Raw genomic sequence first — 13,199 nt, forward strand, 5'->3', positions numbered from 1 at the left:
GAACGGGAGCGCTCTATGCCATCGGGAAAGCATGTCGTGCTAATTCTGCTTCTGGCTGGTCTGGTAGCTTTGGGGTTCGTGGTTCTGCGCCCTTTTCTAGTCCCGGTCGCGTGGGCGCTGATTATTTCGTATGTCACCTGGCCCGCTTACAGCCGTTTGAGACGCCTGCTCGGCGAAAGCGCGGGTACTAGCGCGCTGCTGATGACCCTTCTCCTGACCTGCGCGTGCACAATGCCAGTCATCTGGCTGATGAAGCCTTTGACAGAAGATCTAAGGGACGCCAGCCGGGCTATCGTCGCCTACTTCTCCGATCGTCCTCGCGACTTACCCGATTCTCTGGCGCGCATCCCCTGGATCGGGTCCTCGTTGCAGGCGTTTCTCGATCATGTGGAGATTGATCCCCCCGCCATCCGCTCCCAGCTCTCAGGATGGGCGAATCGCTGGACAAGCGAAATCGGTGACATCCTCGGAAGTGCGGCCCGAAACGCCACCAAGCTGGGGTTTGCTCTCGTGACGCTGTTTTTCACGTACCGCGATGGAGAAAGTCTACTGAATCAGATACGGCAGGCTTTGCGGCCCTTCCTCGGCGAGCGCCTTGACGACTATCTCACCGCGATCGGCAGCATGACCCGATCCGTCGTCTACGGCATTGTGCTGACAGCGATCGCGCAGGCAGCGTTGGCCGGGCTGGGTTACTGGGTCGCAGGCGTAACTGCGCCCGTCACTCTGGCAGGGATCACTGCTCTCGTAGCACTGATTCCTTTTGGCACGCCATTGGTATGGGTGCCGGTGGCGGTCGGTCTTCTATTTGCAGGCCGCACGGTGGCCGGAGTCGGATTATTGCTCTGGGGAATGCTGGTCATTAGCTGGGTAGACAATCTGATAAGGCCCTTTGTGATTAGCAGCAGCGCACGCATTCCATTTCTGCTCGTCATGTTTGGTGTGCTTGGTGGACTCGCCGCATTCGGTCTGATCGGATTGTTCCTTGGACCCGCCATACTGGCTGTTCTGATGGCGCTGTGGCGCGAATGGCAGACAGAGGCGACACGGCAACAGGTGCGGCAACCGGTTCAGCGGAATGACACACCTAAGTAGTGGATCGCCAGCGGTGCTGGCACGAGCTTAGGAATACAAGTAAATCACTTCGCCCAAGCTTTCAACGACCGGAGCCTGTTTCACGCTGCGATCGGGCGGACGAGCAACACCGGCACGTGGGTGATACGCAGTACGCGACTCGCCACGCTACCCAGCAGCCAGCGCGAGATACCACGCCGGCCGTGTGTGCCCATGACGACCAGATCGGCGTTCCAATGATCTGCCTCCCTCACGATGGCGTGGGGCACATCGTCGCCAGTCCTTTCCGTGCTGATCATCGCGGATTCCGCCGCGATTCGTAATCCGGCAAGCAACTCCGCTGCCGCCGCAAGTGCTGCGTTGCCCTCTTTGACAAGTGCATCTTCAAACAGAGGAAGCGGCACAAAATCGCTCATCCTCACCGCCTGATCAAGAATATGTACGAGACGCAAGGACGTCTGCTTCGTGGCGAATTTTAATCCGTATCGAAGCGCATGCCGCGATGGTGAGCTACCGTCGACGGCGAAGAGCATTCGCTTCGGACCGCCACAGATATCTCTTTCATAAGAAACTGGAACAACTAGAATCGAGCACGGGCAGATTCGCGCCAGAGGTTCAGAGACTGTTCCTTCCAGCCAGCGTAGTAGCCGACGGTTCTGTCGGGTGCCAACCACGAGGAGATCGGCTCGCCACGTCCGCGCTGCTTCAAGCAGTGCGTGGGCTAGATCCCGACCCTGCATGGAAAGATCGATCACCTCAGTGTCGACGACCGTCTCGCCGCTCGAAAATATGCTCTGCGCCTGAGTTACCGCATCTTCAGCACCGCGCAGCAACTCGTCGCGCACCGAGCTGAGATCCACTCCGACAAGTGGATCCAACGGGATCAGCCTGCGTGGATCTTCAGCCACACTTACGATTCGCACGTGTGCCCCTGGCGCCGCAATGCCCTGAACATAGGCCGCAGCGCGCAAAGAGGCGGGCGAAGCGTCTACAGCGATGAGAATGCGACCGACTTCGTCGTGATCAAGGAGGGTTGAACTGGCAGGGTTCATGACGAAGTCTCCAAGGTGTCCGCATGGTGGGTCCGATATGTTTCCTCAGACGGTTTGTCGAGCCTTCGCGCGCGACGACACTCTCATGCGCCCTGCCCACGGGCTGTCCGGATAACAACGCCCCAGTACACTCTATTCGCCGGCTCATCCCCCAGATTGACCTGAATCAACCCATCCGCCCACGGGCTATCACTGTTGTTCGCAGCCGTCTGAACGGGACACTTCATGCCTCGCATTGCGGTTCGAACTCCAATAGCGAATGATTGCGCGCCCCGACGGACCATTCATTACGACCAATGCATTGCTCTGGCTGCGAACAGACATGATGAGCCTCCTGGAGTAGCCCCTTGATTCTCAGGACACGAGGCACCCCTTAAAATAAGAGGGAATCTTGTGACTAGTTTCAAGCCTAGGCAAATCGTGGAAAGCATTGAAGTTCTGACCGAGCCGGAGCGCCGTCGTCGACGTTCGGTCCAGGAGAAAGTGGCCATCGTGCAGGAAACCCTGGAGCCGGGAGCAACGGTTTCAGCGGTTGCCCGGCGACACGGGGTCAACCCAAACCAGGTGTTTGCGTGGCGCAAGCAATACGAGGAAGGCAGCCTGGCTGCGGTGAAGGCTGGAGAAGCCGTGGTGCCGGCCTCGCAGTTAGCCGCAGCGATGAAGGAAATCAGGGAGCTGCAGCGTCTGCTTGGCAAGAAGACGCAGGAGGCAGAAATCCTGAAGGAAGCAGTCGAGTATGGCCGCTCAAAAAACTGGATTGCGCGCTCGCCCTTACTGCCCGGGGACGACCAATGAAAACGGTCTGCGATGTTCTCGGCGTAGCGCGCTCTGCTTTGGCAGTCAGAAAAGCCCGCTCCCCGGACTGGCTGGACGGCCGCCGCGCCCGACAGACCGACGACACGGAGCTGGTCGCTGCAATCCAGGAGCACGTGGCGGGCTTGCCGACTTATGGATACCGGCGAGTCTGGGCACTGCTGCGACGTAGTCACGAAATGACTGGTGCGCCGTGCGTGAACGCCAAGCGGGTCTATCGCGTCATGCGCGACCATCAACTGCTGCTTCGGCGCCTTGGCCAACGTCGCGATACCCGCCGGCATGACGGACGCATCGCCGTTGACCAGAGTAATGTCCGTTGGTGCTCGGACGGCTTCGAGTTCCGTTGTGACGACGGCTCGCCGTTGCGCGTGACGTTTGCGCTGGACTGCCATGACCGGGAGGCTATTAGCTGGGCAGCGACTACCGGCGGCCATAGCGGCGACGTCGTGCGTGATGTGATGCTCGCAGCGGTCGAGCAACGCTTCGGCACGACGCAGGCAGGCGCACCCATCGAATGGCTGTCGGACAACGGCTCTGCCTACATCGACCATCGCACGCGCAGTTTCGCTCGAAAACTGGGCCTGGAGCCGTTGACTACGCCCGTTCGTTCGCCGCAAAGTAACGGCATGGCCGAGTCGTTCGTGAAGACAATCAAGCACGATTACATTGCCTTTATGCACAAGCCCGATGTGCCAACCGCGCTCTCACATCTGGCCGGCGCATTTGAGCACTACAACGAACGCCACCCGCATAAGGCACTGAAGTACCGTTCTCCCCGGGAGTTCCGGCGAACCGCTGCCTCATCAACTTAACGGTGTCCGAGTGTCCTGAGTTACAGGGGCAACTCCACCTCCATCGCATTCGATCCGTTGGGCACACCGGTCGTCTTGACACACGTCAATCTCTCATGGCGAACGAGTCCTATGCTCGATCCATAGCGACACAAATCAGGCGCGGAAGTGAATATGTCGCGGAATACCGTACTCGTTGATCTTTTAACGCCTGCCAAACCGGCTACGCACACGTAGTCGTTAGGTGCGCAGACCTGACTGTCATCGCGTCTGCCCTATACGACAAAGGCCCGATCGACCATGAAGTGCCCGAAAGCGATCGACGTTCCCTCCTCCGAGCCGCCCGTCGCAGCTATCGATGCCAGAAGCGTTAGAACATTGCCTGAAATGTTCGACGCTGCCTGTACGCGTTACGCACGACGCCCCGCGTTCAGTTCGTTCAATCACACGCTCGAATATCGGGACGTTGCGCTATATGCGCACCGCTTTTCCGCGTTTCTTGTCAACGAATTCAAACTTGCGCCATTCGAGCGCGTCGCACTCATCTTGCCGAATGGCTTACCCTATGTCGTCGCCTTCTATGGCGTCCTCGACGCCGGGCTTGTCGTCGTTAATATCAATCCGCTGGCTACGCCTCGTGAGATTCAGATCCAGCTCGCCACGGCAGCTGTTTCAGCGATCATCGTACTGGAAAACTTTGCCTGCAAACTGGACGAAATCCTGGATGAGAATCAGGCGAAGGCTGTTATATCCGTCGCGGTGGGCGATCTGCTTCCGCTGCCCAGGCGCGCCGCAATGGATTTCGTACAGCACGTTGTGCGTGACTCGATTCCGCCTGCAAAGAGGGAATACTGGACATTTAGTGCGGCCTTGTCGTGTCGGCATTCGATCGAGCGAGATCACATCCGCCCCAGTCTCGACGATGTCGCGCTGCTGCAATACACGGGAGGAACCACAGGCACTCCCAAGTGCGCGATGCTCACGCATCGCAACCTTAGCTCGAACGTCGCACAGATTCGAGCATGGCTGGGTTCGGCGTTCTGTTCTACGCCTCAGACCATTCTCACACCGCTGCCACTCTTTCATATATTCGCGCTGACCGCCAGTCTGCTGACGTTTGTTGAAATCGGCGGGCACAATGTGCTGGTGACCGACCCCCACGACCTTGCCGCGCTCGTCAGAACGATGCGCCGCGCACGGCCCACCGCGCTGCTAGGTGTGAATACACTGTTCAATGCCCTTCTCGCCACACCGCATTTCGACGCTGTGGACTGGTCACGCCTGCGTCTCGTGATCGGCGGCGGCGCAGCGATTCAGGCTTCCGTTGCCGCGCGGTGGCAGTCAGCAACGGGAGTGCCGATTATCGAAGGGTACGGGCTGACCGAAGCGTCGCCAGTCGTCTGCGTGAATCCGACGGATGCAAAGCAATTTTCCGGATCAGTCGGTTATCCGTTGCCTTCAACCGAGGTCAGCATCCGTGACGACGACAACGCAGCTGTCGCCGCGGGTGTCATCGGAGAAGTCTGGGTGCGGGGCCCGCAGGTCATGCGCGGCTACTGGATGAACCCCGTCGAGACCGCGGAAGTGATCTCGCCCGAGGGCTGGCTTCGCACGGGGGACGTTGGTTATCTCACGCCCGCGCAGATGCTCGTCCTGGTGGACCGCAAGAAAGACGTGATCGTCGTGTCCGGTTTCAAGGTTTACCCCTCGGACGTCGAGGCCGTGGTCTCCGCGCTTGCGGGCGTAAGCGCCGCAGCGGTAGTCGGCGTGCCGGATGAACGGACCGGACACGCCGTCAAACTATTCGTCGTCCGGTCCTCGGCGGATCTTACAGCCGCCGCCGTGCTGGAGCACTGCCGCGCTAATCTAAGCGCCTACAAGGTTCCCCGGTCAATTGAATTCCGTGACACCTTGCCTCTGAACCAGCTCGGCAAGGTACTCCGCCGAACGTTAACCTGACCGAGCCAGGGATGCGATTGCATGGGTAAAGGCGCGTGATTGCGCGCGAGGCGCAATTCAGCAATTGACGACGATCAAGCGCCCTCCTCCTGGTCGCGCCTATGCTGAAATCCCGACACGGAAGCGGTCGTGCGATATGAACGAAGACGTCACCCGCCGCCGATCGAGCGACGCCCAACGGTTGCTCGATATAGCCGAGGCTTTCGCCGCTGAAGTCGGCCCACGGGGATACGGGCCACATGGCGTTACGCTGAACAGCGAATTCGAACGTGACCTTGGCCTGGACAGTCTCGCGCGCACCGAACTGCTGGCCCGCATCGAGAAAACGCTCGGCGTGCATTTTCCGGTTGCGTTGTTCGAGCAGGCGAAGACGCCCGGCGATCTACTGCGCGCACTTGAACGAGAGACATCGAGGCAACCCGGGTGCGCATTCGGCGCCGCCGAGCTTCGAGCGCCGGCCGGCGCCCTGGATCCACCGATCGAAGCACAAACGCTGGTCGAGGCATTGCAGTGGCACGTATCCCGGCAACCTGATCACACACACATCGTATTTCTCGACGCGGACGCATCTTCGCATACGATGACCTACTCGGCGCTGTACGAGGCCGCCCTACGGGTATCGAGCGGGTTACGCAGGTTCCGCGTGAACCCCGGCGACACCGTCGCATTGATGTTGCCAACCGGTAACGACTATTTCGCGTGCTTTGCGGGCATCCTCCTCGCTGGCGCGATAGTCGTGCCGGTGTATCCGCCTGTGCAATCGGCACGGATCGACGATCACCTGAAACGCCACGCGGCCATTCTGTCGGATGCGCGCTCACGCGTCATGATCGTGCCGTCTCGTGCACTCGGAGCAAGCCTACTGGCAAAGGCGCGAATACCGACGCTAGGTGAGATCGTTACGGCGCATCAGCTCATGGGCGAAACGGACATTGAGCGGTACGTCCCGCGCGCGGAAGATGTTGCGTTGCTTCAGTACACTTCCGGTAGCACAGGAGCACCAAAAGGCGTGGTGCTCACACACGCCAATCTGCTCGCCAATATCCGGGCGATGGGAGAGACTGCCCGGATCGAGGAACACGACATCTTCGCAAGCTGGCTCCCTCTGTACCACGACATGGGCCTGATTGGAGCCTGGTTTGGGCCGCTCTACTTTGGTATCCCGTTGATTCTGATGTCTCCGCTGACGTTCCTCGCACGCCCAGCGCACTGGTTGCGGGCGATCGGCCACTACCATGCCACCATGACGGCGGCGCCCAACTTTGCCTACGAGCGATGCACGCGCCAGATCGACGACGCCGATCTCGAAGGCGTCGATCTGTCTTCATTGCGCCTCGCTTTCTGCGGCGCAGAACCCGTCAGCGCGCCGACCATGCGGGCATTCGCCTCACGCTTTGCCGGTCACGGGTTCAGGGAGACCGCCCTGAACCCCGTCTACGGTCTGGCGGAAAACACGCTCGGATTGGCGTTTTCGGATCCGGGCCGAGGGGTGCGAACAGACTGCATCAGTCGCACCCGACTGGCTGACTCGCAGCGTGCGGCAAAAGCTGAGTCGCCAGATGACGTACTCGAACTGGTTTCGTGCGGACGCGCATTGCCCCGCAACCAGATTCGCATCGTCGACGTCGACGGCAATGACGTATCCGAAAGAACGGTCGGGAGAATTGAATTCCGAAGCCCGTCCGCGACGCGTGGGTATTTTCAGAATCCGGAGATGACCGCGCGGCTGATTCATGATGGCTGGCTCGATACCGGCGATCTGGGATATATGGCCAATGAAGAGTTGTTCATCACAGGCCGCGTAAAGGATCTGGTGATCCGGGCCGGGCGTCACTTCTTCCCCTATGAACTGGAGGCGGCGGTCGGGCATCTGCCTGGCGTGCGCAACGGTTGTGTCGCAGTGTGTGGAACGCCCGACATTGAGACCGGTACCGATCGCCTGATCGTCATTGCGGAGACTCGCGAAACGGCACCTGAGGTACTCGCGGCGATGCGCACTGGCATTAACGAAGCCTCCGTGGCTCTGCTGGGCGCTCCACCAGAGGAAGTCGCTCTGGTCCCGCCGCATGGCATTCTGAAGACATCGAGCGGCAAAATCCGGCATGCGGCTACGATGGAGATGTACCTGCGTAGTCGCGGGAATCTCCTGCCGCGCCCTGCGTGGCTTCAGTGGCTCGGCATCGGAGCGAACACCGTACGGCCGATCGGCCGGCGGGTTCGCGCCGCCGCCAGGCAGACTGCCTACGGCGCATGGTGCTGGCTGGTCGTAACCCTGATCGCCATTCCGACATGGCTATTGACCGTACCGCATCCGAACGTCCGGCGAAACTGGGCGATTGGATCGCGCGCGGCACGGCTAGCCTTGAAGCTTGCGGGCATTCACGTAACGGTACGCGGTGCCGATCTCATCGATATGGCGCGGCCAGCCATCTTCGTTGCGAATCACGCAAGCTATCTTGACGGCCTTGTGTTGCTGGCGGCCATTCCCATGCCGCTTGGCATCGTTGCCAAGCGTGAGTTGGCCGGCGGATTGCTGATGGGTGCCTTCCTTCGGGCAATCGGCACCCGCTTTGTCGAGCGCGTCGACTATCCCCGCATGGCCGAAGACGAACGCGAGCTGGTGAAGCAGGCGACGGCTGGAACCTCACTGCTCTTCTTTCCTGAAGGAACATTCGTCCGATCCGCGGGACTGCGGCAGTTTCGTCTCGGCGCCTTTGTAGCCGCCTGCGCATCGCGCCGGCCTGTCGTACCGATCGCAATCGCGGGCGCACGCGTTGTGCTTCCGGATGGACAGTGGTTGCCAACACGAGCCGACATTACGGTGACCGTGCTCCCCGCTCTGGAACCGATCGGAGACGACATGAAGGCTGCTGCGGCCCTGCGTGATACCGCACGCGATGCAATAGCAGGCTATTGCGGCGAACGGATTCTGAGTGAGATCTCTCCGTTGGAAACACCCACTCGTCACGACAAGATCTAGGCCGGCGCCGTTCGAGGACAGTTGATCCCCATCAAAGGGTAACAATGCATTCGGTGCCTAATGGTTCTTTCTGACTTATGAATCGTATCGGGATCGACAAGCTAGCATGGTGAATCAAGCTGCCGACACTCGATGAACGAGCATGTCCCGCTGCCGCATTTTGAGTCTCCTCAGGGACCCCGAAAAAGAGGCATTCAAGAAGAATACAGACCGCGCTCCGGGACTTTGTTGCGCCTGCATTGAAGGAGATTGTGATGGAATTTCATTTGTGCGGGGGCCAGTTCAAGCTTCGAACTCCAGATTGGCGGGCAGCAATAATTTCGGGCATGATCTCGGCAACTGTTCTGACATGTTCCGTCGTGAGTGTGATCGTCGCAAAAGGTGGGAGCTTGTGGGGAGCGATCCGCATGGTCGCTGCCATTGCTATTGGGGACGGTGTTTTCGTAGAGCCGGCTTCACGCGATATCGCCGTGCTGATCGTGGCGCTCAGCGTTCATCTGGCGCTGGCAATCGGATTTGCACTCGTTCTTGCAACGCTCATTGAAGTGTGTGACGTTGGCTCCAACTCGTTAATGACGTTGCTCGTTGGGACAATGTTCGGTGCGTTTCTCTATTTCGTGAATTTCTACGTGATGACAGCGGCATTTGCGTGGTTCATCGACGCCCGAACGTGGATCAATTTTAGTCTGCACATTCTCTACGGTCTTGTGACCGGGCTCTCTTACATGCAGCTCGCAAGGTTTCGAAAGACGCGATACGTGTGACTGGTGGTCTAGTGCTTCATCGACACGGTGTGCGGCGTCGTAAAAGTGCGACGAACGGGACGTATCCGGGATAGGGGAACGCCGGAAGTGCTCCAGCCACGCATGCGTGCGCGCGACGACCCGGCGCACTTTCCCACGACAGGTGCCGTGGGGCTTTCCGCGTCGGGCAATGCTGGCGGAGATGCTGCGCTAGTGGAAAATCTGCCGGCATCGGTTGTGATCGCAACCACCAATCGCGTAGACGACGAGGGATGGGTCAGTGGCTGACCGCGACTGCTCAGCCGCGTCTTGATGCGCGCCGGATCAAGCGCTTGAGGAGCCCGCTTGCATGTCTGGCTCCCCTCATTACTGGAGTAAAAAACCATGAGCAGCGTGTCGTACGGATTTGGTAAAACGGTCACATGTTCCTTCGATGAAGCAATCGAGCGGGTCAAGCACGCACTCGCCGAACAAGGATTCGGCATCCTGAGTGACATTGACGTCGCAGAGACGCTCAAGAGGAAGCTTGGCGAAAGCATGCCCCCCTATCGCATATTTGGCGCCTGCAACCCATCGCTAGCCCACCGCGCCCTACGAGCGGAGCCTGAAATCGGCCTCTTGCTGCCCTGCAATGTCGTCACCAGGGAAGACGCGGCAGGCGTGGTTCACGTCGATGTCATCGAGCCGACCGTGATGTTCGAACTGGTCGAGAAGCCGGATCTGACCACGCTCGCGACAGAGGTCAGCGAACGCCTTAAGCGTGCGTTGAACGCAGTCTGATTGCAACTCAATCGCATGGCGTTATTGACATGACGCATCAAGCGCCCCTCTTGTCGACACCGTCTCGAAGCGCCTTGCCCTCAAGATCGGCGCTCCCGCTTTCGTGAACTCGGGAGCGACACGCACGTCATAGAACCGAAATGCCGCGACCGGGAAGATTTGGCCCGCGTCAACGGCTCGCGCCGCGATGAGCCGACGGGCGCGCGAGAAAAAAGCATGCTGCTACCATCATGAAGCGACAGGCAGTGATTCACTCGTCGAGTCGGAAAGCCAGCGGTCATGTTCGTCGAAGAATGCGTCTCGCGATGAGTGACTACATGGCATGCAGGCTCACTGGCCAATTACCGTGCTACGGCGTAGCAGCATGCCGCTGATCAAACGGATTCAATCACTTTACAATTTGGGAGTTTTTACCTTCTCGGCCTCAATTCTGGCGCCGCACGGCTGCACTGCCGACCGTGGTTGGTGTTCTCGTCGAAGTGTCAGTCACGGCCGTCGTCGTGAAAGTATTGAACGCGGCACGGCGTTGGTACGGACCGTGAACGTGGCAACTCAACCGCTCTATGAGGGTGGCCGTTTTCGGAATCCATGCAGCATTTTGAACAGGTTCGCCCTCGTTCGAGCGCGAGCCCGCGGACCTTCCCCAATGACCGAGGGGCGCCCTCCTCGCTACTACCTTGAGTTTATTGGCCGATGTCCGCGCGCCAACTCTTCCAGCCCGTGTAGACCCACGGGCGGAGTCGCCTGCCACGGCAATAGCACAGCCCGCTTCGCATCCTGCTTCATCACGCGCTCGATGAATGGCACCTCGTAGCGCCCTCGTTCGGCGAGTGCCGGGTCGTGGGTACCGCTTGCGAGCAGACTTTGGTCAATCACCCAGGCGTACGGTTCAATCCGGGCCCGGCGGAGGTCGGCTTGCAGTCGCTCAGCCTCATGAACAGGTGTCGCCTCGGCGAGCGTCACGATAAGTACGCGGGTGAAATCGGGGTCGCGCAGTCTTGGCAAAAGCTGGCGAACCGCGTCTGGCATATCCCCCTGGGTGCGCATGACTTCGCGATGGTAGGCCTCCGCCGAGTCCATCAGCAGAATGGTGTGTCCGGTCGGGGCCGTGTCGAGTATCACGAACGAGTCCCGGGCCTCATCCACTGTTCGCGCGAACGCACGAAAAACCGCTATCTCCTCAGTGCATGGCGACCGCAGGTCCTCCTCCAGCATCGCCCTCCCCTGGGCATCGAGATGAGCCCCGGCCTTGGCAAGAACCTCCTCGCGATAGCGGTTGACTTCCAGTTCCGCGTCGATGCGACTCACGGTTAGACCCGGCAGCGATTCCTGGAGAGTCCACGCCACATGCGCGGCCGGGTCAGTGGTCGAAAGCAGGACTGCGTGCCCGCGCTGCGCCAGTTCAAGCGCTATCGCCGCAGCCACCGTCGTCTTGCCGACGCCACCCTTGCCCATCGTCATGACAAGGCCGTGCCCTGCCTTCTCAAGGTCGTCAATGAGTGGCAAAAGGCCGCCAGGCAACCTCATGCTCAACGGTGCATCTGTCCTGGGCGCGGTAATCTGCTCCGGGTGCAAATACGCCTTTAACGCGGTCAGCCCAACCAATCCCCTGGGAATGAAGCCCGTTTCGCTTCGCGCAAGTGCTGCGAGCCCCGGCGGCATTGCCCTTATGGCTGCCGCCTGCTGTCCTTCCATCGCGCAGGCAATGTCATCGTCAGAAGAAACAGCCTTGAAAACGCCATTGACGGCGAGCACAAGGTTTCGGACCCCGAGGTCGACCAGTTCGACACGGGTTCGCTCCGCCTCACGGAATGCAGATGCCTCCGGTCGGGTCACCAGAACCATGGTAGTGCGGTCGTGGTTGGTCAGTTCGGCAACGGCCGCTGCGTACAGTTGCCTGTTCTGCTCGAGGCCTGCCAGAGGCCCCAGGCACGAATTGCCGGTTGTGTTTGTCGACAGAAAGTTGCTCCAGGCAGACGGCAGTGTCAGCAAACGCAACGTGTGCCCCGTGGGGGCGGTGTCAAAAATGATGTGGTCATACGCATTCGCGGTGGCACTCCCGCCCAACAGGTCGGCAAAGGCGTCGAACGCCGCTATCTCGACGGTGCAGCCACCGGAAAACTGCTCCTCCATGCTGCGAATTGCCGCATCGGGCAACACGCCTCGATAAGGGCTGACCATACGCTCGCGGTAGGCGGCCGCTGCGAGTTCCGGGTCGATGTTCAGCGCGTGGAGGTTTGGAACCTTGGCGATTGGTGTCGGCCGCCCGGAAAGTTGAGTCTCAAGCACCTCATCGAGATTGGATGCCGGGTCGGTGCTGACGAGCAACACAGTCTTTCCCTTTTCAGCCAACTGCAGCGCCGTTGCGCAGGCGAGCGACGTCTTACCGACGCCGCCCTTGCCGGTAAAAAAGAGGTGGCGAGTTGTAACGGCAGGAAGTGTCATATCGGTGCGCCGGTTAACATTCGCCGGGCTTGCAACTGCAGGCCCCCGCTTTGATGTGCGGCTTGTCGGCGGCGGAAATCTTGAGCCCAAGTTTCTGAATCAGTTGGGCACGTGACGGATACACCCCGACGGAGATAATCCGGCCATCCACCGTTGCGATGGGCAGACGGTCCATACCCGCATGCAGCTCGCGGACCACTTCCGGATTGGCCGCAAAGGCTGCTGCATCGTGTCCCAAGCCGTGCCGAACGACTTCGACACCATGTTCAGCAAGCCACCGAACATCAGCGCTGAACTGAACAAGCGTCGGGTCCACATCGACGCCGCAGACACCGGTCGCGCAGCACATGGCCGGTTCAAACACTTCAAGTTTGCTCATCGTCGCTCCTACGAAATCTGCCGACCCGGCTGCAGCCGTGTTCACTCCGTCATGCTCGTCCCTCTCAAGGACAAGTCATTGACCTCGGTCAAGTCACAGACGATGGAACGGCATTTCCCCGCATGGAGAATCAAATCACTTGCCCATCGACCGCAGCCGCGTCGTTGACAAGCGTCAAGG

At 59.8% G+C, this 13,199-nt stretch carries 9 protein-coding genes; 6 read left to right on the top strand and 3 right to left on the bottom strand.

Annotation, left to right across the window (positions count from 1 at the left end; translation table 11 throughout):
• Positions 1–36 precede the first annotated feature (36 nt).
• Entirely contained in the window at positions 37–1,095 is a 1,059-nt protein-coding gene (locus tag CJU94_RS33350; protein WP_244221130.1) for an AI-2E family transporter, read from the top strand.
• A gap of 80 nt (positions 1,096–1,175) precedes the next feature.
• On the opposite strand, the gene CJU94_RS33355 is transcribed toward CJU94_RS33350, so the two are convergent.
• Positions 1,176–2,126 carry a universal stress protein gene (locus CJU94_RS33355; protein ID WP_095422954.1) on the bottom strand — a complete coding sequence of 317 codons (951 nt, stop codon included), beginning with the start codon at positions 2,124–2,126 and terminating at the stop codon, positions 1,176–1,178.
• Positions 2,127–2,555: 429 nt separating this feature from the next.
• On the opposite strand from CJU94_RS33355, the gene CJU94_RS33360 reads away from it, so the two are divergent.
• From CJU94_RS33360 to CJU94_RS33380, 5 genes are all read left to right on the top strand, one after another.
• Positions 2,556–3,754 (top strand): IS3 family transposase gene (locus tag CJU94_RS33360; protein ID WP_095420176.1). Its coding sequence is split into 2 segments (ribosomal slippage): positions 2,556–2,871 and positions 2,871–3,754, totalling 1,200 coding nucleotides; the frame shifts between segments, so codons are not numbered across the junction.
• Positions 3,755–4,033: 279 nt separating this feature from the next.
• Positions 4,034–5,692, top strand: a complete 1,659-nt coding sequence (locus CJU94_RS33365; RefSeq protein ID WP_244221131.1) for an AMP-binding protein — start codon at positions 4,034–4,036, stop codon at positions 5,690–5,692.
• 136 nt (positions 5,693–5,828) lie between these two features.
• Positions 5,829–8,672 carry an AMP-binding protein gene (locus tag CJU94_RS33370; protein WP_095422956.1) on the top strand — a complete coding sequence of 948 codons (2,844 nt, stop codon included), beginning with the start codon at positions 5,829–5,831 and terminating at the stop codon, positions 8,670–8,672.
• A 254-nt stretch (positions 8,673–8,926) separates the two neighbouring features.
• The gene (locus CJU94_RS33375; RefSeq protein ID WP_095422957.1) at positions 8,927–9,436 is read left to right on the top strand and encodes a hypothetical protein; all 510 of its coding nucleotides are present in this window, start codon (positions 8,927–8,929) and stop codon (positions 9,434–9,436) included.
• A gap of 363 nt (positions 9,437–9,799) precedes the next feature.
• Positions 9,800–10,195, top strand: coding sequence for a DUF302 domain-containing protein (locus tag CJU94_RS33380; protein WP_095422958.1), 396 nt, complete (start codon positions 9,800–9,802; stop codon positions 10,193–10,195).
• Between the two features lie 672 nt (positions 10,196–10,867).
• On the opposite strand, the gene arsA is transcribed toward CJU94_RS33380, so the two are convergent.
• Entirely contained in the window at positions 10,868–12,640 is a 1,773-nt protein-coding gene (arsA, locus tag CJU94_RS33385) for an arsenical pump-driving ATPase (protein ID WP_095422959.1), read from the bottom strand.
• 13 nt (positions 12,641–12,653) lie between these two features.
• Positions 12,654–13,019, bottom strand: a complete 366-nt coding sequence (gene arsD, locus CJU94_RS33390) for an arsenite efflux transporter metallochaperone ArsD (RefSeq protein ID WP_095422960.1) — start codon at positions 13,017–13,019, stop codon at positions 12,654–12,656.
• Between the last annotated feature and the right edge of the window lie 180 nt (positions 13,020–13,199).

This window comes from Paraburkholderia aromaticivorans (assembly GCF_002278075.1).
In the GTDB taxonomy this organism is placed as follows: Bacteria; Pseudomonadota; Gammaproteobacteria; order Burkholderiales; family Burkholderiaceae; genus Paraburkholderia; species Paraburkholderia aromaticivorans.